Annotated in this window: 20 protein-coding genes; 11 read left to right on the top strand and 9 right to left on the bottom strand. The window is 79.4% G+C overall.

The window, feature by feature from the left end:
- Window positions 1–71: 71 nt before the first annotated feature.
- The gene (locus Q0789_RS12155; protein ID WP_298805545.1) at window positions 72–1,457 is read right to left on the bottom strand and encodes a hypothetical protein; all 1,386 of its coding nucleotides are present in this window, start codon (window positions 1,455–1,457) and stop codon (window positions 72–74) included.
- Window positions 1,458–1,649: 192 nt separating this feature from the next.
- On the opposite strand from Q0789_RS12155, the gene Q0789_RS12150 reads away from it, so the two are divergent.
- Window positions 1,650–3,206 carry a hypothetical protein gene (locus Q0789_RS12150; protein ID WP_298805543.1) on the top strand — a complete coding sequence of 519 codons (1,557 nt, stop codon included), beginning with the start codon at window positions 1,650–1,652 and terminating at the stop codon, window positions 3,204–3,206.
- A gap of 138 nt (window positions 3,207–3,344) precedes the next feature.
- On the opposite strand, the gene Q0789_RS12145 is transcribed toward Q0789_RS12150, so the two are convergent.
- Both Q0789_RS12145 and Q0789_RS12140 read right to left on the bottom strand, forming a co-directional pair.
- Window positions 3,345–3,902, bottom strand: coding sequence for a hypothetical protein (locus Q0789_RS12145; protein ID WP_298805541.1), 558 nt, complete (start codon window positions 3,900–3,902; stop codon window positions 3,345–3,347).
- A 154-nt stretch (window positions 3,903–4,056) separates the two neighbouring features.
- On the bottom strand, window positions 4,057–4,296 hold the full coding sequence (locus Q0789_RS12140; RefSeq protein ID WP_298805539.1) for a hypothetical protein: 240 nt from the start codon (window positions 4,294–4,296) through the stop codon (window positions 4,057–4,059).
- A gap of 174 nt (window positions 4,297–4,470) precedes the next feature.
- On the opposite strand from Q0789_RS12140, the gene Q0789_RS12135 reads away from it, so the two are divergent.
- From Q0789_RS12135 to Q0789_RS12120, 4 genes are all read left to right on the top strand, one after another.
- A complete protein-coding gene (locus Q0789_RS12135) occupies window positions 4,471–4,779 on the top strand; it encodes an EthD family reductase (RefSeq protein WP_298805537.1) in 309 nt (102 codons plus the stop codon).
- Window positions 4,780–4,850: 71 nt separating this feature from the next.
- Window positions 4,851–5,534 carry a hypothetical protein gene (locus Q0789_RS12130; protein ID WP_298805535.1) on the top strand — a complete coding sequence of 228 codons (684 nt, stop codon included), beginning with the start codon at window positions 4,851–4,853 and terminating at the stop codon, window positions 5,532–5,534.
- A gap of 137 nt (window positions 5,535–5,671) precedes the next feature.
- Window positions 5,672–6,076, top strand: coding sequence for an NUDIX domain-containing protein (locus tag Q0789_RS12125; RefSeq protein ID WP_298805533.1), 405 nt, complete (start codon window positions 5,672–5,674; stop codon window positions 6,074–6,076).
- Window positions 6,077–6,181: 105 nt separating this feature from the next.
- Window positions 6,182–6,712: a hypothetical protein gene (locus Q0789_RS12120; RefSeq protein ID WP_298805527.1), complete on the top strand. Its 531-nt coding sequence runs from the start codon at window positions 6,182–6,184 to the stop codon at window positions 6,710–6,712.
- 48 nt (window positions 6,713–6,760) lie between these two features.
- Here Q0789_RS12120 and Q0789_RS12115 read toward each other — a convergent pair whose 3' ends face one another.
- Together Q0789_RS12115 and Q0789_RS12110 are read right to left on the bottom strand one after the other, a co-directional pair.
- Window positions 6,761–7,162, bottom strand: a complete 402-nt coding sequence (locus tag Q0789_RS12115) for a hypothetical protein (protein WP_171203879.1) — start codon at window positions 7,160–7,162, stop codon at window positions 6,761–6,763.
- Window positions 7,163–7,270: 108 nt separating this feature from the next.
- Window positions 7,271–7,627 carry a hypothetical protein gene (locus Q0789_RS12110; RefSeq protein WP_298805523.1) on the bottom strand — a complete coding sequence of 119 codons (357 nt, stop codon included), beginning with the start codon at window positions 7,625–7,627 and terminating at the stop codon, window positions 7,271–7,273.
- Window positions 7,628–7,828: 201 nt separating this feature from the next.
- On the opposite strand from Q0789_RS12110, the gene Q0789_RS12105 reads away from it, so the two are divergent.
- The 5 genes from Q0789_RS12105 (at window position 7,829) to Q0789_RS12085 (ending at window position 14,698) form a co-directional block, all read left to right on the top strand.
- Complete coding sequence (locus Q0789_RS12105) at window positions 7,829–8,605, top strand: histidine phosphatase family protein (protein WP_298805521.1); 777 nt, start codon at window positions 7,829–7,831, stop codon at window positions 8,603–8,605.
- Between the two features lie 232 nt (window positions 8,606–8,837).
- Window positions 8,838–9,869, top strand: a complete 1,032-nt coding sequence (locus Q0789_RS12100) for a 3-oxoacyl-ACP synthase III (protein WP_298805519.1) — start codon at window positions 8,838–8,840, stop codon at window positions 9,867–9,869.
- On the top strand, window positions 9,866–12,826 hold the full coding sequence (locus Q0789_RS12095; RefSeq protein WP_298805517.1) for an alpha/beta fold hydrolase: 2,961 nt from the start codon (window positions 9,866–9,868) through the stop codon (window positions 12,824–12,826). The genes Q0789_RS12100 and Q0789_RS12095 overlap by 4 nt, the downstream gene beginning before the upstream one ends.
- On the top strand, window positions 12,823–13,854 hold the full coding sequence (locus Q0789_RS12090) for an NAD(P)-dependent oxidoreductase (protein WP_298805515.1): 1,032 nt from the start codon (window positions 12,823–12,825) through the stop codon (window positions 13,852–13,854). Before Q0789_RS12095 ends, Q0789_RS12090 begins: the two co-directional genes overlap by 4 nt.
- A gap of 139 nt (window positions 13,855–13,993) precedes the next feature.
- Window positions 13,994–14,698, top strand: a complete 705-nt coding sequence (locus Q0789_RS12085) for an aminoglycoside 3'-phosphotransferase (protein WP_298805513.1) — start codon at window positions 13,994–13,996, stop codon at window positions 14,696–14,698.
- 41 nt (window positions 14,699–14,739) lie between these two features.
- Here Q0789_RS12085 and Q0789_RS12080 read toward each other — a convergent pair whose 3' ends face one another.
- A complete protein-coding gene (locus Q0789_RS12080; RefSeq protein ID WP_366917730.1) occupies window positions 14,740–15,315 on the bottom strand; it encodes an AAA family ATPase in 576 nt (191 codons plus the stop codon).
- A 127-nt stretch (window positions 15,316–15,442) separates the two neighbouring features.
- Between Q0789_RS12080 and Q0789_RS12075 the strand changes: the two genes are divergently transcribed.
- Window positions 15,443–15,904, top strand: coding sequence for a TIGR03618 family F420-dependent PPOX class oxidoreductase (locus tag Q0789_RS12075; RefSeq protein ID WP_298805509.1), 462 nt, complete (start codon window positions 15,443–15,445; stop codon window positions 15,902–15,904).
- A 27-nt stretch (window positions 15,905–15,931) separates the two neighbouring features.
- Here Q0789_RS12075 and Q0789_RS12070 read toward each other — a convergent pair whose 3' ends face one another.
- From Q0789_RS12070 to Q0789_RS12060, 3 genes are all read right to left on the bottom strand, one after another.
- The gene (locus Q0789_RS12070) at window positions 15,932–17,431 is read right to left on the bottom strand and encodes a glutamate-cysteine ligase family protein (RefSeq protein ID WP_298805507.1); all 1,500 of its coding nucleotides are present in this window, start codon (window positions 17,429–17,431) and stop codon (window positions 15,932–15,934) included.
- 170 nt (window positions 17,432–17,601) lie between these two features.
- The gene (locus Q0789_RS12065; protein ID WP_298805505.1) at window positions 17,602–20,259 is read right to left on the bottom strand and encodes an AAA family ATPase; all 2,658 of its coding nucleotides are present in this window, start codon (window positions 20,257–20,259) and stop codon (window positions 17,602–17,604) included.
- Window positions 20,256–21,452, bottom strand: a complete 1,197-nt coding sequence (locus Q0789_RS12060; protein WP_298805503.1) for a DNA repair exonuclease — start codon at window positions 21,450–21,452, stop codon at window positions 20,256–20,258. The genes Q0789_RS12065 and Q0789_RS12060 overlap by 4 nt, the downstream gene beginning before the upstream one ends.
- Window positions 21,453–21,726: the final 274 nt, after the last annotated feature.

Here is a 21,726-nt window from a genome sequence, read left to right as displayed (position 1 = left end):
CCGATAATGAGCGTTATGACATTAGGGGGCGGGGGCCGACCGTCGCACCGCGACGTCGGGCGCCTCCCCCGTCAGCCTGTCGCCGTGACGGGCCCGCGCTGGCCGCGACGCCGCCGGAGCCACGCCAGCGGGCGTCGGACCGTCGACAGCGGACCGAAGCCCCGCTCGTAGGAGCTGGTGCGCGTCGAGCCGACCTGGAAGAGGACGAAGGCCGGCACCCAGAGCAGCCGCGCCTGCGCCGGAGCCAGCACCAGCACCGCCACCAGCGCTCCGACGAGCAGGACCCATTCCAGCGCGACGACGACGGCCAGCGACCCCGGCGCGAGCCACGGCGCCCGCCCGTCCCAGGGTCCGGAGCCGGGGCGGCTGCGCAGGTGCACCAGGGACGGCGCAGCCGCGCTGAGGAGGCCCGCCGCGACGAGGACCGCCCGGACCGCGCCGTCGGCCCCGGTGCCGGCGCCCGCCACGAGGTAGGCGCCCACGACGGCGGCAGCGCCCGCGACGTCCCAGGCCCGCAGGTCGAGGGCGGACGCGGCGGGGCGGTCGCGCGCGACGACCAGGGCGCGGCCGGGGACGGGGCTCGGCGAGCGGCCCTCGGCTCGCAGCAGACCGGCGTGGGCGAGCAGCAGGGCCACGTGCGCGCGGCGCCCGAGCCCCTCCGCCGGCGGGGCGCCCCGCTCCCCCAGGAAGGTCGTCGCCTCGAGGGCCCAGGCGAGGAGCACGCAGGCGGTGTAGGTCGCGAGGACCGTGGCCACGAGGAGGACGCCGAGCAGCGGCGGCAGATCGCCGGCGGCGGCGTGGAAGCCCGTCCACACGCGCAGGCCGTACCCCAGCGGCACGCACGCCAGGACGGGGAGCCCGAGGCGCCGGGCGTCGACCCCGTCGGGCGCGACGGGGCCCGACCGGCGGACGCGCTCACGGGCGAGCTCGTAGGCGCCCGAGACGAGGACGAGGAGCACCAGGAAGGCGACGGCGGCCTCGCCGGCGGAGCCGGGGAGCAGCACCGCCAGGGCGACGGCCGCGGCGACGCGGGCGCCGAGGCTCCCCCACACCACCGCGGCGCGCGCGGGCGTCCAGGGGAACGTGAGACGACCGCGGTGGTCGCGCTCGGGGTGGGCCGCGTCGGCGGCGCGGTCCCGCAGGTCGTTGAGCTGGTAGCGGGCCTGGTAGGCCAGGGGCTCCACGACGACCCACAGCACGACGAGCTGGGCGATCGCCCCCGGACCGGGCACGCTCCCCGCGGCCACCAGCGCGACGGCCGCGCCGAGCGGCACGAGGGGCAGCTTGAGCAGCATCTCGCGCGATCGCGGCAGCAGCGCCCGCCCCAGGACCTGCCGGCGCGTGGCCCGCAGGTCCTCCCCCGGCGCCCCCCGCGTCGTGGCGACGTCCGCAGCAGCGCCACCACCTCGGAGACGCTGCGTGACGGCGTCCACCCGCACCCCCCTGGCCGCGCTCACGAGCCGTGACCGTAGGCCATCGGCATCTGCCTCCGGCGCCGACGAGGCTGCGCACCCACGACCGGGTGACTGCGGCGTTCGCCCGTACGGATGCCGTCACCGGCCGTCCACCTCCGGTCCGCGCGGAGATGTCCCCTGCTGGGGCACCATCCGCAGGACCCCGCGCCACCCGCCCCCTGGAGGAAGAGGCCCGTGCCGGCCCCGACGCACCTCGTCACCGTCGACTGCTTCGACACCGCCATCACGCGTGCCCTGGGCGAGCCGCGGCAGGTGGGCTACGTCGTCGCCGATCGGCTGCGGCGCGCCGGTCTCGTGACCACGTCCGCCGAGCAGTACGTCGAGGCCCGCGAGCGCGCCGAGCACCTCGCCCGGCGGCGGGTGGGGCCGGGTCGCACGCTCGACGACGTCGCCCGCGAGCTCGTCACGCTGCTCGCCCTGGACCCGGCCAGCGCGCCCGGGCTCGTCGAGGCGGAGGTCGACGTCGAGGTCCTCCTGACCCGGGAGGTGCCCGGCACCGCCGCGCGCCTGGCCCGCGAGCGGGACCTGGGGGCGCAGGTGGGCTTCCTGTCCGACACGCCGCTGACGACCGACCAGCTGCGCCGGCTGCTCGCCCGGGCCGGCGTCCTCGACGAGCGCGACCTGGTGTGGACGTCCAGCGACCTGGCGGCCGAGAAGGGCGAGGGGGCGGCCTACGCGGCCGTCGTCGCCGACCTCGGGGGGCGACCCGGCACCTGGCGGCACTCGGGGGACAACCACCGGTCCGACGTGGTGATGGCCCGGCTGTCCGGGGTACGGGCGAGCTGGACGCCGGACGGGTCGCTGACACGGTACGAGCGCGCGCTCGACCGAGCCTCGCCCGCCACCGGAGGCGTGTCCTCGCTGCTCGCCGGCTCCTCGCGACGGGCGCGCCTGCTCCTGGCGGCGAGCGACGCGGACGCCGACCTCGCCCCGGCCGCCACGGGCGCCCTCGGCGCGGTGGTCGTGGCCTACGGCCTCTGGGCGCTGGCGCGCGCCGACGCCGCCGGTGCGGCGGCCGTGCGCGTGGAGGGGTCGAGCGGCGCGGCCGTCGCGCTGCGCGAGGTTCTGGTCCGCCTCAGCGGTGCCACCACCGGCGTGGTCGTCCTCGGCGCGGGGGCGCCGGGGGCCGAGGAGGCCGTGGTGGTCCACGCGCCCGACGCGGACGGCAGCGGCCCGGGCCTGCACCTAGTCCGCCGCGCGCCCTCCGGAGCCACCGCCGAGCCCCCGGCCCCCGCGGTGGGCGCCGGCCCGCGGGACGCCGGATGGCTGCGGGACGACGTCGCGGGGACGGGTGCCGAGGAGGACGACGTCGAGGCGGTGCGCCTGGCCGTCTCGCTCGCCGCGGCGGGCACGCGGGGACCCGCGCTCGTCGCCGATGAGCTGGCCCCGCTCGTCGGCCTCCTGCCGCCCGGGGCCCGCTCGGGCGGTGACGACGTCCGGGGCGGGGAGCTCGTGCGGGCCGACCTGCGCGGCGCCGTCGTCGCGGCGTGCCGCCGGCTCCGGGACGACCCGAGCGCCGACGACGCAGCCGCGTGGGCGCGCCGCCTCCCCGCCGTGGTCGCGTGCTGGCCGGCGGCCGCCCGCGCCGGTGCCCCCACCTGGGCCCGGCCGGCGCACGACCTGCGCCGACGGGCGGACGCCGTCGCCGCGGTCGGGCGGCGGGTCGCCGCCCGGGCGACCGTCCTGGCGCGCGGCCGGCTCGGACGGCTGGGCGGACGCCTCGCCGTGTGACCCGGACGCCTCACCTACGACGGCACCGGGTCGGCCCGGATGCGACGGCCCGGACGCGACGACCCGGACGCGACGCCCCGGACGCGAGGACGCCGCCGCTCCCAGGAGGGGGCGGCGGCGTCGTGGTGGTGCGGTGCCTCAGCGGCGGAAGGTGCGGTCCACCAGCTGCGTGGCGCGGTTCGGCGGGCGCTGCTGCTCGCCGGCGAAGGAGCTGATGCCGACGAGCGTGCCGGTCAGCGACGGGATGACCCACTGCAGCGCGTGCAGCTGGCGCTGCGCGTCGGCGACGTCGGGCGGCGTCTGCGACGACGGCGTCGTGCCCCCGCGCACCGGGACGTCCTGGTGCTCGGAGACCTTCTTGCCGAGGACCCGGCTGTAGGCCGTGACGCCGAGGGCGGCCGCCGTGACGATCGTCTTGGCGACGCTCATGGAGCGGACGCCCGGCTGGCTGGACAGGCGGTCGCGGTTGCCGAGGAGCTGGCCGACCGAGCCGACGAGGTGCAGGCCGATGGCGGCCGCGTTGACCGGCGTCCACCGGTCCCAGCCGGCGTTGGCGACGCGCCCGGCCTCGCGGGGGTCGCCCGGCTTGGACGCGGCGTTGTTCAGGGCCACGGCGTTCGCCAGCGTGCCGCCGAACCAGGCGGCGAGGCCGACGTCGTGCATGACGCGCGACGGCGTGTTGTTCTGCGAGGACACGAGTACCTCCGGGAGAGTCGTCCGGTGCGGGCGTTCTCCCCCACCCTGGACGTGCTCCGGCGCCACCGCACGGCGGGACGGCGACGGGCGTCCCGTCCGGGCCGCCGCAGCCAGCCCAGCCGCAGCCGGGACAGCCGTCCCGGCCGGAGGCGGCTCAGCCGCGGGTGCGCAGGCTCGTGCGCCGCAGGAGCTGGCCGTCGTCCGTCTGCTGCTTGCGGCGCGCGGCCAGGACGCCCACGACGATCCCCACGACGCCCCAGACCCAGCCGATGTAGTTCACCGGGTCGGTGACGACGAGGACGACGCCGGCGAGGAAGGCCAGGACGCCGAGGAGGGCGACGAGGCGCCGCAGGAGGAGGGTCGCCGCCGACTGGTGGATCTCGTTGCTGCTCACGCGGCAGAGCCTAGAGCGGGGCGGGCGGCGCCGCCCCGGGCGACCCGCCGCCGCTCCCCCGGCGCTCCCCCGCGGCCCGGCGCCCCGCCCGCCACGTGCCCCGCGGTCGCGGGGCCACCGCCCCGGGCCCGCCGCCGCCGTGCGGGGCCGCGGGGGCGGCCCTAGCGTCGAGCCATGGCCGTCAAGCTCACCGTCATCTACGACAACCCCAAGGACGCGGACGCGTTCGAGGAGCACTACGCGGGGGCGCACGCCGCGCTCGCCTCGAAGGTGCCCGACGTGCAGAAGGTGGAGACCGCGAAGGTCTTCCCCAAGGAGGACGGGTCCGACACCCCCGCCTACCGCACCGCCGACCTCTACTTCGTCGACTACGCCACGGCCTGCGCCGCGCTGGCGAGCCCCGAGGGCCAGGCGCTCGCGGCCGACGTCGACGCCGTGGCCACCGGCGGCTACCGGATGCTCCTCTCGCAGGTCGGCGGCTGACGCCGACGCTCCTCCGTTCATCTCAAGGCTGTGGGCTTGACGATGCGTCGTCAAGCCCACAGCCTTGTCGCATGGAGGACCGTCCGGCGTTCGTCCTGACCGTGGACCAGCGCGGCAGCCGCCGCGCCGAGGACGCCGTGCCCGCGCTCCTGGAGCGCCTGGCCCGGCTGGCGCCGCAGCCGCTGCGGCCCTTCGAGCGCACGGCGGGCGACGAGGTGCAGGGCGTCCTCGACGACCCCGTCGTCGTCGTCGCCGTGGTGCTCGCACTCGCCGACGAGGGGCACTGGAGCACCGGCGTCGGCGTCGGCCCCGTGCGCCGCCCCCTGCCCGCCTCGACCCGGGCCGGGGCGGGACCGGCCTTCGAGGCCGCCCGGGCGGCCGTCACGGCGGCGAAGGGCGTGCGCGAGGGCGTGGCCCTGCGCGGACCCGGCGGGCCGGACGGCCCGTCCGGGACCGACGGCCCGCCGGGCGGTCCCCTCGAGGACGCCGGTCCGGGAACGGCGGTGCTCGACGCCGAGACGGCGCTGCTGCTGCTCGTCGGCCTCCGGGCCCGTCGCTCCGGCCCCGGCCGCGAGGCGGTCGCGCTCGCCGAGCGCGGCCTCGGCCCCCGGGAGGCCGCGCAGCACCTGGGCGTGAGTCCCCAGGCCGTCAGCCAGCGGCTGCGCGCGGCGGCCTGGTCCGCCGAGGAGCGCACGCGTCCCCTCGCGGCCCGCCTGCTGGCGCGCGCCGCCCGCACCGCCGTCGAGACCGCCTGACGCGCAGGAGCACCCGTCCACCCGGCGGGCTCTCGCTCCCGTGCCACGGTGCGCGGCGCCGGACGGCTCGCGGTCGTGGTCCGCGGCTGTCGTCGGCGGGTCGGCCCCGCCCCCGGTCGGTGGCAGGCTGGCCCCTCGTGGACGAGGGGAACGGCCGGCACGTCGTCGTGACGGCGGCCCTGCGGCGCGGGGGCCGGGTCCTGCTCGCCCACCGCTCCCCCGGTCGGGACTTCTACCCCGACGCCTGGGACCTGCCTGGCGGCCACGTCGAGCCCGGCGAGGCCCCGCGCGCCGCGCTGGCCCGCGAGCTCGCGGAGGAGCTCGGCGTGGTCGCCGACGTCGTCGGGGAGCCCGTCGCCCGGCTCGTCGCGGACGACCTCGTCATGGACGTGTGGGTCGTCGACGCCTGGCGGGGAGAGGTCCTCAACCGGCAGCCGCACGAGCACGACGCGCTGGAGTGGTGCGACGCCGCGGAGCTCTCCGGCCGGGCGCTCGCCCACGCCGACCTCGGCCGCGTGCTGCGCGGGCTGCTGGCGCGCTGAGGCCGCGGCGACGGCGCCCGGGGCCACCCCTCCCCCGCGGCGCGCCCTCGTGCGGCCCTCGTGCGTCTCCCGTGCGCCGTCGGACCCGTGCGCCACGCTGGGCCCGTGGTCACCGCCCTGCTCGTGCTCGTCGCCCTCGTCGGCGCCGCGGCGTGGCCGCAGGCGTCACCCCGCCTGGGCCCCGCGCGCCCGTGGGTCCGCCGCCTCGCCGTGCCGGTGGCCGTGGCCGGGCTCGCCCTGGCCGCGGCGCTCGCCGCCGCGTCCTGGCCCCGGGGCGGTGCCGACCCGCGCGCCGTCGTGCCCGCCGCCGTGGCGGCGGCCGTCCTGGCCGGGGGGCCGTGGGCGAGCGCCGTCCTCGAGGCGGTGCGGCGCGGCCAGCGCCTCGACGCCACCGCGCAGGGGCTGGTGCTGCGCGGGGGCGCCGCCATCGGCGCGCTCGAGCGGGCGGCCGTGGCGGCCACCCTCCTGGCCGGGTGGCCCGAGGGCCTCGCCGTCGTGCTCGCCGTCAAGGGCCTCGGCCGCTACGACGAGCTGCGCACCTCCGCCGACGCCGCCGAGCGCTTCATCGTCGGCACCTTCGCCAGCACCCTGTGGGCGGCGGCGTGCGCCGGGACGGCGGCGCTGGCCACGGGGTGACCCCTGGCGGTCCGTCCGGGACCGGACGACCCCGTGGGGCGCCGCGCCTCAGACGGCGCGGCGGGGGCGCTGCGAGCGGAGCCACCAGAGCCCCAGGACCGGCAGCACGAGGGGCACGTAGCCGTACCCGGCGCCGAAGCCCGACCAGACGGTCGCGTCGGGGAAGGCCACCGGGTCCTCGACGGACAGCAGGCCGACGGTGAGGACCCCGACGAGCTCGACGGTCACCGAGACGAGCGCCACGCGCCGCGAGCGCTCGCTCGAGCGCACGAGGGCGACCGTCGCGACGACGTAGACGGCCGCCGCCAGCGCCGAGAGCAGGTAGGCGAGCGGGGCCGCGGAGAAGTCCGTGGCGATCTGCACGAGCGCCCGGGCGCTCGCGGACAGGGCGAAGACGGCGTACACGGCGACGAGGAGCCGGCCCGGGCCCGAGCGCAGGGCCGGGCGCACGTCGGACGTCGCCGCGGCCCCCCGGGTGCTCGAGGCAGGGGAGCCGCCGGCAGGGCGGGCGCCGGCAGGGGGCTCGCCGGCGGGGGTACGGCGGGGTCGCGCCACGGGTCACCCGTTCCAGATCTGCTCGAGCCGCAGCACGAGCACGGCGGTGGTCACGGCCGTGACGGCGAGGACGCCGTTGCCCCACCGGCTGCGGTCGGCCAGCCCCCAGAAGACGCCGGCGGGCAGGAGCACGACGATGGTGAGCAGGTAGCCCGCGAAGGTCGCCGTCGACAGGGGCCGGGTGCCGCCGACGACGAGCGCCGTCGCGATGACGGCCTGGACGAGGATCGCGGCCTCGAGCACGGCCGCCAGCAGCAGCTGGCCCCCGGACGGCCGCGCCGCCCGCAGGGCACCCACGAGCGACCACACCGCGAGCGCCAGCGACAGGGCGGCGAGCAGCAGGGCCAGGGGGGCGAGCACGGCAGCAGCGTAGGAGGGCGGCCCAGCGCGCCCTCCCCGGGATCCCCCGCCCTCCCGGGAATCCCCCGCCCTCCCGGGGACCCCCCGCCCTCCCGGTGATCCACCGCCCTCCCGGTGATCCACCGCCGTCCCGCACTCCGTCCTCCCGCGCCCGGGCGCCGGGGGGACGCGCCCGAGGGCGCCGCTGCCTAGGGTCGCCGCATGAGCACGGACGCGACGAGCCCCGCCCAGCGCAGCCCCGAGGACGCCGCCGGGGGGTCCGCCGGCACGAGCGCCGCCGGGGCCGTGCGGGCCCCGGACGACGGCCGGACGACGTCGTCCGTCGCCGGGATCACCGGCCCGGTGTCGCAGGGCGCGCACGCCTACGCCTCGGGACCGGGCGCCCACCCCCTGCTGCTCGTGCGGCACGGGCAGACGGAGTGGTCCCTCGACGGGCGCCACACCGGGCGGACCGACATCCCGCTCACCGAGGAGGGCGAGGCGCAGGCCCGCGCCCTCCGCGACCTCCTCGCGCCGTGGGACGTGCGCGCCGTGCGGGTGAGCCCGCTGCAGCGGGCCCGCCGCACCGCCGAGCTGGCGGGGCTCGGCGACCACCTCGAGCTCGTCGAGGACCCCGACCTCGTCGAGTGGGACTACGGCAGCGTCGAGGGGAAGTCGACCCCGCAGGTCCGCGAGGAGCTCGGCTACGAGTGGAAGATCTTCGACCACGGCGTGGCCCCGGGGCGCACGCCCGGCGAGCTCGTGCAGGACGTCGCCGCCCGCACCGCGCACGCCCTCGCCCGCGTGCGCCCGCTCCTCGACGAGGGCCCCGTCTGCCTCGTGGCGCACGGGCACTCGCTGCGCATCCTCGCGGCCACCTACCTGGGCCTGCCGCCCAGCGCCGCCGCCGCGCTGGAGCTGAGCCCGGCGTCGCTGAGCGTGCTGGGCGAGAACCACCGCGTGCCCACCGTGCGGCAGTGGAACCTCAGCCCCTCCTGAGGCCCAGCCCCTCTGGGACCTGAGCCCCCCCTCAACCCCAGCCCCTCCTGGAGCTGAGCTCCTCCCGCTCCCGGCGCGCCGCCCCGGCGACCCGGCTCGTGACCTCGGGCACCGGGTCAGGGCGTCGCCGGAAGGCGCACGGGCCGAGCAGTGGCAGACTTCTCGCCCGTGCGCCCGGGGCGCGGTCGCCGCACCGCCCCCGCTGGGCGCCACTCCTCGAGCAGGACGGACGATGCGCGTGTCGGGCAACACTTCCATCCACCACGAGGGCACCGCCCTGCTCGGCACGAGCGCGGTCGAGGCGCCCGTCGTCGTCACGTCGGCGTCGATGGAGGAGCGGCTCGCCCCGACCCTGCGCCGCCTGCGCATGCGCCCCGGCACGCTCGCCTCGCTGGCGGGCATCGAGGAGCGCCGCTGGTGGGGCGAGGAGGAGGACGCCGCGCAGGGCGCCGCCCGCGCGGGGCGCCAGGCCCTCGAGGCCGCGGGCGTCGAGCCCGGCCAGGTCGGGCTGCTCGTCAACACGTCCGTCTACCGCGCCAACCTCGAGCCGTCGGTGGCCGTCGGCATCCACCACGCGCTCGGGCTGCCGACCTCGGCGCTCAACTTCGACATCACCAACGCCTGCCTCGGCTTCGTCAACGCGCTCACGCTCGCGGCGACGATGATCGAGAACGGGCAGATCCGCTACGCCCTCGTCGTCGACGGCGAGGACGCCCGCCCGGTGCACGAGTCCACCCTGCGGCGGCTGTCGGCCGAGGACGCCACCCGGCGCGACTACACCGACGCCTTCGCCACCCTCACCCTCGGCTCGGGCGCCGCGGCGGCCGTTCTCGGCCCGGCCGAGGACCACTCCGGCGCCCCGCAGGTCCTCGGGGGCGTGTCGCGGGCCCGCAGCTCGGCCCACGAGCTCTGCGTCGGCAGCAACGACGGCATGGTCACCGACGCCCGGGGCTTGCTCGAGGAGGGCATGCAGCTCGTCGGCGACGCGTGGGACGACGCGCAGGCCGACGGCTGGGAGTGGAAGGACATGGACCGCTACGTCCTCCACCAGGTGAGCACCGTCCACACGCGCGCCCTCGTGGAGCGCATCGGCATCGACCCGGAGCGCGTGCCGCTGACCTTCCCGCGCTGGGGCAACGTCGGCCCGGCCGCCCTGCCCATGACGCTGGCGGCCGAGGCGCCGTCGCTGCGCCCCGGCGACCGGGTGCTCTGCATGGGCGTCGGCTCCGGCCTCAACACGGCCATGACGGAGATCCGCTGGTGAGGGGCTCCCCCTCCCCCGCGCCCTCCCCCCTCGCCGCACCCCCCGTCCGCTCCCGCGCCACCGCGCCGGGGGCGCCCGACGTCGACCCGGCGTCGCTGCCCGGGGTCGACCCGCGCTGGTCGCGCCTCGTCGAGGCGCCGAGCGTCGACGGCACCCGGCGGACGTGGCACGTGCTCGACGGCGCCGGCTCCCTGGAGGGCGAGGAGCCCGCGGGCACCGTGCTCGCCGTCCACGGCAACCCGACGTGGTCCTACCTGTGGCGCGACGTCGTCGCCGCCGGCGTCGCGGAGGACGCCGCCGGCCGGCGCTGGCGCGTGGTCGCCGTCGACCAGCTCGGCATGGGCCTGTCCGACCGCCGCCCGCGCGCCGGGGGCGGCCCGTGGCGCCTGGCCGACCGCGTCGCCGACCTCGGGGCGCTCGTCGAGGTGCTCCGCGCGGGGACGGACGACGGCTGGCCGCCGGTCACCGGCCCGGTCGTCGCCCTCGGCCACGACTGGGGCGGCGTCGTCGTCACCGGGTGGGCGGGCGAGCACCCCGCGCAGGTGGCCGCCCTCGCGCTGACCAACACGGCGGTGCACGCGCCCGCGGGCGCCGCCCTGCCCCTCGCGCTGCAGGTCGTGACGGCCCCCGGCCTCCACGCGCTGGCGACCTCGCGGACCGACGCCTTCGTCCGCGCGGCCGCGGCCCAGCCGCGCCGCCGCCTGCCCGACGAGGTCCGCGCCGCCTACCGGGCGCCCTACCGCGGCGTCGCCGACCGGGCCGCCGTCGAGGGCTTCGTCGCCGACATCCCCTGGCGCGCCGACGACCTGAGCCGCCCGGCGCTCGACCGGGTCACCGCCGGCGCCGACGCCCTGGGGGCCGCCGACGTCCCCGCCCTCCTCGTGTGGGGCGTCCGCGACCCCGTCTTCGGCGAGCAGTACCTGCGCGACCTGCGGGCCCGGCTGCCGCGGGCCGACGTCCACCGGGTCGAGCGGGGCGGGCACCTCGTGCCCGAGGACGTCGACCTCGGCCCCCTCCTGCTGCGCTGGCTCGCCGCGCGCGGCGTCGGGAGCGGCGCCCCCGCGGCCGCCCCGGAGCCCGCCGCGGCCCCGCACGGCCACCGCCGGCCCCTGTGGGCCGAGCTCGCGGCGCGCGCGGACGACGACGGCCCCGCCGTCGTCGAGGTCCCCGAGGGCGGCGGCGCGCCGGCCGTCCTCAGCTGGCGCGAGCTGGGCCACCGCGTCGCCGAGGTGGCCCTCGGCCTGGACGCGGAGGGCGTGCGGCCGGGCGACCGCGTGAGCCTCCTCGTGCCGCCCGGCGCCGACCTCACCACGGCGCTCTACGCCTGCCTGCGCCTCGGGGCCGTCGTCGTCGTCGCCGACCAGGGCCTCGGCGTCCGCGGCCTGAGCCGGGCGGTGCGGGGCGCCGCGCCCCGGCACGTCGTCGCCGTCGAGCGCGGCCTGGTGGCGGCCGCCGCGCTCGGGTGGCCCGGCCGGCGCACCGCGGCCGGCCCGCTCGGCCCGCTCGGGCGACGGCTCGCCGGCTCGACGCTGGCCGGGCTGGCGGCCCGGGGGCGCCGCAGCCCCCTCGCCGGCGTCCCCGCCGGCGAGCGGCCGACCGTCGCGAGCCTCCGGCTGCCCGAGCCGGCGCCGCCGGACGACGCCGCCGTCCTCTTCACCTCCGGGTCGACCGGTCCCGCCAAGGGCGCCGTCTACACCCACGACCGGCTCGCCGGGGTGCGCGACGCCGTCGCCGCGGCCTACGAGGTCGACCACGGCACCGCGCTCGTGGCGGCCTTCGCCCCCTTCGCGCTGCTCGGCCCGGCCCTCGGGGCCGTCTCCGCGAGCCCGGCCATGGACGTCACCGCCCCGGCGTCGCTCACGGCGACGGCGCTCGCCGACGCCGTCGCCGCCGTCGGCGCCACGGTCGTCTTCGCCTCCCCCGCCGCGCTCGCCGGGGTGGTCGCCACGAGCGGCCGCCTCGACGCGCGCGGGCGCACCGCGCTGGGCGGCGTGCGCCGCCTGCTGTCGGCCGGGGCGCCCGTGCCCGTCCCCCTGCTGCGACAGGTCGCCGCCCTCGTGCCGGGGGCGTCGCTGCACACGCCCTACGGCATGACCGAGGGCCTGCCCGTGACCGACGTGCGCCTCGCCGACCTCGAGGCCGCCGGCCCAGGCGGGGAGGCAGGCGGTGAGGCGGGCGGGCAGGCGGGCGCGGGCGTCGCCGACGGCGTCCTCGTCGGCGCCCCCCTCGACGGGGTGGAGGTCGCCGTCGCGCCGCTCGACGCCGACGGGACGCCGACCGACCGCCTCGTCCGCACGCCCGGGACGACCGGCGAGGTCCTGCTGCGCGCCGGCCACACCAAGGCGCGCTACGACCAGCTCTGGGCCACCGAGGACGCGAGCCGCCTCGTCGACGCGTCCGGCGCCGTCTGGCACCGCACCGGCGACGTCGGGACGCTCGAGGCGGACGGGCGACCGGACGTCGGAGAAGACGCTGCGGGGGCTCCGGCGTCGGATGCGGCGACGGGCGCGGCGGGCGGCGTGCGGCTGCGCGTCCAGGGCCGCACCGCCCACCTCGTGCGCACCGCCGCCGGCGTCGTGACCCCCGTGGGCGTCGAGCTCGCGGCGGCCTCGGTCCCCGCCGTCACCAGGGCCGCGGCGGTGGGCGTGGGCCCCGCCGGCACGCAGGCCCTCGTCGTCGTCGTCGAGACCGAGCCGGCGACCCGCCGCGCCGGTGGGGCCGCCCCCGACCTCGTCGCCGCCGTGCGGCGGGCGGTCGCCGGGCTGCCCGGGGCGCCCGCCGTCGCGGCCGTGCTCGTCGTCCCGGCCCTGCCCGTGGACGTCCGGCACGAGTCGAAGGTCGACCGCACCCTCGTCGCCGCCTGGGCCGCGGACCGGCTCTCGGGGCGTCCCGTCGCGCCGCCGTGGTCCCGCGCCGGGCGGCTGCGGGCCGCGCTCGGTGCGCGGCGGCGGCGATGACCACGGGCGGCCCGGTCGTCGTCACGGGCGCCAGCGGCATGCTCGGGCGCGCCGTCGCGCGCACCCTGGCCGACGCCGGCCACGCGGTCCGGACGCTGCAGCGCAGCCCCAGCGGGCTGGCCGGGCACCGCTCGCCCACCGGGGGCGCCGTCGAGGACGTCGCGGTCGACCTCGCCGCCCCCGGAGCGGCCCCCGCCCTGCGCGCGGTCCTGGAGGGCGCCGAGGCCGTCGTCCACCTCGCCGCGAAGGTCTCCGTCTCGGGCCCGTGGGCGGCCTACCGGCGCACGAACGTCGAGGGCACGCAGCGCCTGCTGGACGCGGCGGGCGCCGCCGGCGTCCGCCGCTTCGTGCAGGTCTCCTCGCCGTCCGTGGCCCACGCGGGCGAGCCGCTCGTCGGCGTCCCCGCCGGTCCGGCCGACCCCGGCGCCGCGCGCGGCCGCTACGCGCGCAGCAAGGCGATGGCCGAGCAGGCGGCCCTGGCGGCCGACGGCCGCGACCTCGCCGTCGTGGCCGTGCGCCCGCACCTCGTCTGGGGGCCGGGCGACACCCAGCTCGTCGCCCGCGTCGTCGCGCGCTCGCGGGCGGGCCGCCTGCCCCTCCTCGACGGCGGGACGGCCCTCGTCGACTCGACGTACGTCGACGACGCCGCCGACGCGCTCGCGGCGGCCGCCGCCCGCGCCGCCGACCCGCAGGTGCACGGGCGGGCCCTCGTCGTCAGCAGCGGGGAGCCGCGCACGGTCGGCGAGCTCCTCGCCTCCCTGTGCGCCGCGCACGGGGCCCCGCTGCCGGCGCGGTCGGTGCCCGCCGGGCTCGCGCGCGCCGCCGGCGGCCTGGTCGAGGCCCTCTGGGCGGTGCGCCCTGGCCTCGGCGGGGACGACGAGCCGCCGATGACGCGCTTCCTCGCGGAGCAGCTCTCGACGGCGCACTGGTTCGACCAGCGCGAGACGCGCCGCCTCCTGCGGTGGAGCCCGCGCGTCGGCCTCGACGCGGGGTTCGCGCGGCTCGCCGCCGCGGCCGCTGCCGCCTGACGCCGTGGCCGACCCGACGCGTCCGGCGACTCCTCCTGGGGCTCCTCCCGCGACTCCTCCGGGGGCTCCTCCGGGGGCCCCTCCCGGTCGGGCGCCCGTGGCGGCCGTCCCGGCGGGGCCGGTCAGGGTGCCCGCTCTCGTGGCCTCGCTGCTGCCGGGCCGCGTGCTGCAGGCGGTCTGGCGCAACCAGGCGGACGGCACGACGTGGCGGACGACGGACGACGGGCCGGCCCGGCACGTGAAGTGGGCGCCCCGCGGCGCCGCCGCGCTGGACCTGCCGGCGGAGGTGGAGCGCCTGCGGTGGCTCGCCGGCCGCACGCCCGTGCCCGCCGTCGTCGCCGTCGCGGCGGACGAGGAGGGCGACGTCCTCGTCACCGCGACCGTCCCGGGCCGGAGCGCCGTGGACGCGCGGTGGCTGGCCGAGCCCCAGGCGGCCGTCACCGCCGTGGGCCGGGGTCTGCGGGCGCTGCACGACACGCTGCCGGTCGAGGGGTGCCCCTTCTCGTGGTCGGTCGCCGACCGCCTGGCGCGCGTGCGACCGGACGTCGCGCCGGACGTGCGCGTGCGCCTGGGGGACCCGCCGACCGTGGACCGGCTCGTCGTCGCCCACGGCGACGCCTGCATGCCCAACACGCTCCTCGCCGACGACGGCACGTGGGCCGCGCACGTCGACGTGGGCGCCCTCGGCGTGGCCGACCGCTGGGCCGACCTCGCCGTCGCCTCCTGGAGCACCGCCTGGAACGTCGGCCCGGGCTACGAGGACCTGCTGCTCGAGGCCTACGGCGTCGCCCGCGACGACGAGCGGGTCGCCTACTACCGAGACCTCTGGGACGCCGGCCCCTGACCCGGTGCTCCTCGCCGGGCGCCCCCTCCCGGGCCGTGCCGTCAGGTGGGGCGGCCCACGACGTCGGCGAGCGGGCCGCGCCGCCACGCCAGCGCCGCCGCGTGCGAGGGCAGGCGCACGACGGGCAGGTCGGGCCGGTCCGCGCCGAGGGCGAGGACGCGCTCGCGCCCGCGGTGATGGCTCGTCCACGCCCACCGGACGATGTTCGCGGGGTCGGTGAGCACCGTCCGCAGCGGCGGCTCGACGTTCCCGTTCCACAGCACCTCGCGCCGCAGACGGCGCCGCACCGTCCGGCGCACGACCTGGCGCATGACGCGGTGCCGCGGCAGGTCCAACCAGACGAGCAGGTCGGCGCGGCCGGTGAGCAGGTCGCGCACGTCGCCGTACTGCCACTCCGTCACCCACGCGTCCTCAGCCGCGAGGGCCTCGACGTCGGCGCGGAAGGTCGGCCGGGGCACCCAGCCCGGGCCGTGGTAGAGGCCGTCGAGCTCGACGTGGGGGACGCCGAGGTCGGTGGCCAGGGCCCGTGCCAGCGTCGTCTTCCCCGCGCCCGAGGTCCCCGCCACGGCGACGCGCCACGGGCGGCGCGCCAGGCGGTCGCCGGGCCCGAGCAGCACCGCTGACGACCGACCGACTGCGGGCGGCTCAGGAGCGGGCACCCGCCGACCGTAGGCCCCGCGCGTCCTTCCCTCCCCTCGTCGTCGCGGGCGGGGCGTCAGCGGCGCACCTGGGTAGCGTGCCGCCATGCCGCAGATCGCCACGTCGACCACGGTCTCCCGCGAGGAGATGCTCGAGTTCGCGCGCCCGCGCCACCGGGTCCTGCTCATCACCCACCGGCGCTCCGACGGCGGCCCGCAGGCCTCGCCGGTCGCCTGCGGCGTCGACGAGCAGGGCCGCTTCGTCGTCTCCACCTACCCCGAGCGCGCGAAGTCCGGCAACGTCCGGGCGACCGGCCGCGCCAGCGTCGTCGTCCTGTCGGACGACTGGGACGGCCCCTGGATGCAGGTGGACGGCGACGCCGAGCTCCTCGAGCTCCCCGAGGCCCTCGAGCCGCTCGTCGACTACTTCCGGTCCATCTCCGGCGAGCACCCCGACTGGGACGAGTACCGCGAGGCCATGGCCCGCCAGGGCAAGGCCCTCATCCGCATCACGCCCACGCGCTGGAGCCCCGTCGCCACGGGCGGCTTCCCCGCGCGGCTCGGGTAGGCCGGCTCGCGCAGGCCGGCTCGGGCGTCATCCCGCCGGCCAGCCGCCCACCGCGCCGCCGCCGCGCATGAGCTCGGCGTAGCGGGTGAGCATCCCGTGCAGCGCCTCGTGCCGGTCGGCGCCGCGGCCCTCCGCGGCGGCCACGGCGTCGTGCTGCCACTGGGCGCCCGTCTGCCGCGTGCGGGCCCGCTCGTCGAGGACGCCGAGGTACCGGTCGCAGGCCTCCTGGTCCACGCCCCAGCTCGTGAGCCCCTCGTGGACGAGGGGCAGCAGGGTGCGGCGCACGAGGTCGGCGGCGTCGCGCTCCTCGGCGCGGCCCGTGCGCTCGTCCGGCCACCACAGCGCGCTGCGCATCCCGCGCTGCGCCCCCGCGTCCAGCGAGGAGCGCGCGACGGAGAAGGGCAGCGCCCCGCGCTCCCAGGGCCGCCGGTCCCGGTCGGCGAGCGCGCGCACGGCCCCGAACCAGAAGGCCGCGTTGGCGGCCATGTCGAGCACGGTGGGCCCCGACGGCAGGAGCCGGTTCTCCACGCGCAGGTGCGGGGCGCCGTCGACGACGTCGTAGACGGGCCGGTTCCACCGCCAGACGGTGCCGTTCTGCATCTTCAGCTCGGCCAGCCGCGGGACGCCGCCGCGCGCGAGCACGCGCAGGGCGTCCTCCTCGGCCAGCTCGGGCAGCAGCGGCGGGTAGTGCAGGACGGAGTCCTCGAAGAGGGCGTACGCCGACGACGTCCACCCGTCCCCGAGCAGCACGCGCTCGCGCACGCCCTGGGCCGCGAGCTCCGGGGGGCGCGAGTCGGTGGCCTGCGCGAAGACGGGCAGGCGCGACTCGTCCCACAGCCGCCGGCCGGCGTAGAAGGGCGAGTTGGCCGCCAGGGCGACCTGCGGCCCCGCGAGCAGCTGGGCGGCGTTGTGGACCGCGGCGAAGTCCTCGGGCGAGGCCTGCAGGTGCAGCTGGACCGAGGTGCAGGCCGCCTCGGGGGCGATGGACGGCGAGTGGGCCAGGAGCCGCTCGTCCTCGCCGCGGATGTCGAGGAGCAGGTCCTCCCCGCGCTGCGCGCGCACCGCCTCGTCGAGCGCCTGGTAGCGGGGCGAGCGCGTCATCCACCCCTCGCGCTGGTCCTCCGGCAGCAGCGTCGGGACGATGCCGATCATGACGACGCGCGCGCCGTGGGCGCGGGCGGCCACGTCGGCGGCCTCCATCCGGGCGCGCAGGTCCTCCTCGAGGGCCACGGCGCCGTCCCGCTGCATGCGGGCCGGCGGCACGTTGACCTCGATGGTGTGGGAGCCGAGCTCCGTCGTGACGTCCGGGTCGGCCAGCGTCCTCAGCACGTCGCGGTTCGCGCGGGACGGGCGGGCGGCGGAGTCGACGAGCGCCAGCTCGACCTCCATGCCCGTCATCGTGTCGTCGGTCGTGAAGGCGCCGTCGTCGAGCAGGCGCCGCAGCACGCCGAGCTGGCTGCGCAGCCGCTCGCGGTACCGGCGACGCCCCTCGGGGGTCGTCACGGTGCCCGAGACCTCGTCACCCACCTGCCCCACCCCTCTCCGTGATCTCGCCGCACCCGTGCCCTCGGGGTGCGCCGCACCCGTCCCTCGCGGTGCGCCGCACCCATGCCATCGCGGTGCCCCGCACCCGTGCCCCTCGCAGATGATCCGACCATCTGCGCCACCCGCGCGCGAGCGCGGACCACCCGTCGGCGTCAGCCGCGCAGGCGCTCCGTGCGGGCGCCCGCGACGAGGCGGTAGCGCTCGGGCACGCAGGTGAGGACGACGACCTGGCATGACTCCCCCGCGGCGGCCAGCGCGCGGGCCATGCCGTCCAGGCGCTCCGGGTCGGAGTAGCCGAGGGCGTCGTCGAGCAGCACGGGCACGCCCGCGCCCCCGCTGACGAGGACGGCGCAGGCCAGCCGCCCGAGGACGGCGAGCTGCTCGCGCGCCCCACCGGAGAGCTGGTCGAAGGGGACGGTCGTGCCGCCGAGCGTCCGGGAGGCGACCCGCAGGTCCGCCCCGACCTCGACCTGCACGTCGGCCCCGAAGACGGGCGCGGCCAGGCGCTCGAGCTGCGCCCGCAGCGGCTGCACGTAGGCCTCGTGGGCCCGCGAGCGCGCCTCCTGCAGCGCGAGGTGGAGGGTCCGCGCCGCCGTCGCGCGCCGGTCGCGGGCGACCTGCTCGCGCTGCAGCCGGTCGTGCTCCGCGCGCGCCTCGGCCAGCTGCTCGACGAGACCGGCGCCGCCGCGGTCCTCGAGCACCGCGGCGAGCGCGCCCACCTCGTCCTCGAGCCGGCGCAGGCGTCCGTCGGCGTCCTGCAGCCGCTGCGCCCGCAGGGCCACCTCCGCCTGGGCGTCCTCGACCCCCGCGCTGGCCACGGCCGCCTCGGCGGCCGCGAGCGCCGCGTCCGCGGCGACCAGCGCGTCGGCGGCGGCCGCCCGGGCCGCCGCGAGCGAGGCGTCGTCGGCCTCCCCCCGCGCCGCCGCCAGGTCGGCGGCCAGCACGGCCGCGCGGGCGTCCGCGCCCTTGACGGCGGCGACGGCCTCCGCCGCGCGCCGGCGGGCGGCCTCCACCCCGGCGACCGCCTGCTCCCGGCGGGCCGCGGCGCGCGCGTCGCCCTCGACGGCCGCCCGCAGGGCGACCTCGGCCGCCGCCAGGCGCTCCTCGGCGGCCGAGCCGTCCTGCTCGGGCTCGCGTGGCGCCGGGTCGACCTCCTGGTCCTCCGTGTCGCCGTCGGCCCGCGCCCCGCGGTCGCCGGCCCCGGCGTCCCAGCGCTCGACGCGGCGCCGGGCCTCGGCGAGGTCCTCGCCCGCCGCGACGCGCCGGGCGTCCTCCTGCGCCGCCTCCAGGGCCGTCGCGGCGGACCGGCGGGCGTGGGCCGCCGCCACCGCGGCGGCGACGTCGGCGACGCCGAGCGCGGCGCACCGCTCGGCCAGGGCGCGCCCCGTCCGCTGCGCCGCCGCCTCGGCGCGCTCCTGCTCCCCCGTGGGACGGGCACTCACGCGCACCCCGTCGACCTCGACCCAGGTGCCGCCCGCCAGGCGCACCTCGAGGCCCTCCTCGCCGAGGTGCTGCTCGCCGTCCGCCGTGACGACGCGGCGGCCGGGCCCCGTGAGCAGGACGGTCGGGGCGGCGGCGCCCGCGCGCGCGGCCGCCTCGACGTCCGCGCGGTGGGCGTCCTCGACCGCGGCCAGCGCCGCGTCGTCGACCCGGTGGCCGGCGAGCCGGGCGGCCGCGGCGCCGACGGCCTCCTCCGCCCGCCCGTGCGCGACGAGGACCGCGCGCAGCCGGGCGACCTCGCGCTCCTCGACCCGTCGGGCCCGGGCGGCGGCCGCCGCGTCGCGCTCGCCGCGGCGGCGGGCGAGGGCGTCCGCCGCGCCCGCCGCCTCCTCGCCGGCGACCTCGAGGCGCTGCAGGGCCGTCCCCAGGGCCTCCTCGGCCTCCGCCGCGGCGTCACGGCGGTCTCCCGCCGCGTCCTCGAGCTCGCGCGCCCGCACCACGAGGGCCTCCCGGGCGGCCTCGTGCTGCTCCGCCGTCGCCGCCCGCGCCCGTGCGCCGGCGGCCTCGCCGCGCGCCACCTCGGCGGCGCGGCGCACCTGCTCGAGCGCGCCGAGGTGCTGCTCGGCCGCCCGCAGCGCCTGCGCGTCGCGGGCCCGGGCGGCGCGCTCGGCCGCGGCGTCGTCGCGGGCCCGGTCGAGCCGCTCCACGACCCGGTCGACCTCCGCGACGGCGGCCTCGAGCCCGGAGGCCCGCGCGGCGGCGTCCGCCACCTCCGCCTGCAGCTGGCGCGCCTCCTGGCGCGGCACGCCCGTGGGCGTGAAGTAGCGCAGGTGCTCGGCCTCGACGCGAGCGACGAGCGTCTCCTCGCGCTCTCCGCCGACCTGCTCGGCGACGCCGACGTCGAGCGCCTGCGCCAGCGAGGAGCGGGCGTCGAGCTCGGCCTGCTCCAGCCCCACGCCCTGCTGCAGCCGCAGGGCCCGCCACAGCGGCAGGTCGACCTCCTGGCCGAGGATCTCGAGGACCCGGGCGTGGGCCTCGCGCCCGGCCACCTGCTCGGGCGCCGGCTCGTGGACGACGAGGCGGGTCGAGGGCTGGCGGTGCCACTGCTTGCGGTACGTGAACCGGTAGCGGCCGGCCCGGACCTCGGCCTCCACGACGGTGGGCACGTCCTGCCCGACGGGCTGGGTCTGGCGCACCGCGCGCTTGCGGGAGTCGTCGTACTCGTCGAGCAGGAGGTCGAGGGCGTCGACGACGCTCGTCTTGCCCACCTCGTTGTCGCCGACGACGACCGTGACGCCGCTCGGCGCCAGGGCCACCTCGTGGTCGACGACGCCGCGGAAGGACTGCAGGCGCAGGCGCAGCAGCCTCATCCGGCGGCCGCCAGCCGGTGCAGGAGCGAGAGGGCGTCCTGGGCGGCGACGGCGTCGGGCGTGCTGGGGGCCCGCCCCCGCTCGCCGCCGGCCCCGCCCGCCGCGAGGTCGGCGGCCACGGCCGCCCCCGCCCGGACGGCCAGCTGCTCGGCGGCCTCGCGGGCGAAGCCGGACAGCCCCAGCGCGTCGAGGTCCTCGGCGTCGGCGCGCACGACGAGGTCGCTGCGCCGCTCCCACACCTGCAGGGCGCCGAGGAGGTCGGCCGCGTGCTCGAGCAGCGCGTCCACCCGGGCCTTCTGCGCCACGGACAGCGAGCCGACGACGCTGAGCTTCAGCGCGGTGCGCGACTTGTCGGGCAGTCCCGCCAGCAGCTCCTCGAGGGCGTCGACGTCCTCGTCGGTGCTGAGGTCGAGGCGGTGGCGGCGGAAGCGCCAGCGCCCCACCGGGACGCGGGTGACGACGGCGCCGGGCGCCCCGGGCGGCGGCTGCTCGTCGCCGAGGTCGACGACGAGCACGTTGCCCGGGTCGACCTCGTCGTGGTCGGTGGGCTCCGGCGCCCCGGCGTACCAGACGCGGCCGGTGCTCCCGACGTCGGTCGTCGAGTGGCGGTCCCCCAGGCACACGGCCTCGAGGACGCCGTCGGCCACGAGCCGCTCGAGCGCGACGAGGTCGATCGTCGCGGCCGCGGTCGCGGCGCCGAAGTCCTCCACGGCTCCGTGCGCGACGAGGACCCGCCGCACCCCCTCCTCGCGGTCGAGGCCGGCGCAGGCGCGCGCCGCCAGGTCCTCGACGGGCCGCTTGCTGCGCCACGGCGCCGACAGCACCCGCACGCCGGCGACGTCGACGGGCTCGCCGTCGAGGACGTGCACGTGCGACGGCGCGAGGCGGGCGAAGAGCTCGGAGCGCAGCACGCTCCCGGCGTCGAGGGGGTCGTGGTTGCCCGGCAGCAGCAGGATGGGCACCGGCACCTCGGCCAGGGCCTCGCACGCGCGCGCCACGACGTCGCGACCCACGTGGTTGGTCTCGAAGACGTCGCCCGCCACGACGACGAAGGCGCAGCCGTGCTCGTGCGCCACCCGCCCGAGCGAGCGCACCGCCTCGAAGCGGGCCTCGGTGGAGCGCGCCTGCGCCTCCGGGGAGAGGTAGTGCCGCGTCATCCCCAGCTGCCAGTCCGCCGTGTGCAGGAACCGCACGCCGCACCCTCCCTCCGCGCCCCGCGCCGTCACGACCGCCGTGACGACCCCGGGTGCCGTGCACCTCGCCCGGCGCCGCCGACGCTAGCCACGGGCACCGACAGCCCCGCCCCTCCCACGCCGGGTCCGCCGGGCCGGCGTGCCCGTACCCGGCGCAGGAGGGCGGCCTGCTGGGGCCCGGTGGGCCGTGTCCTGCGCCCCTGCGGGCGTCACCCGGTCGGGTGGCGGTGGTCGGACGGCCAATCCCGCGCCGCCGAGGGGGCGAACACCGGAC

Origin of the sequence: uncultured Pseudokineococcus sp., assembly GCF_947499845.1 — a bacterium.
Lineage (GTDB): Bacteria > Actinomycetota > Actinomycetes > Actinomycetales > Quadrisphaeraceae > Pseudokineococcus.
The sequence above is the reverse complement of the archived record's forward strand: the minus strand, read 5'-3'. Positions and strand labels throughout refer to the sequence as shown.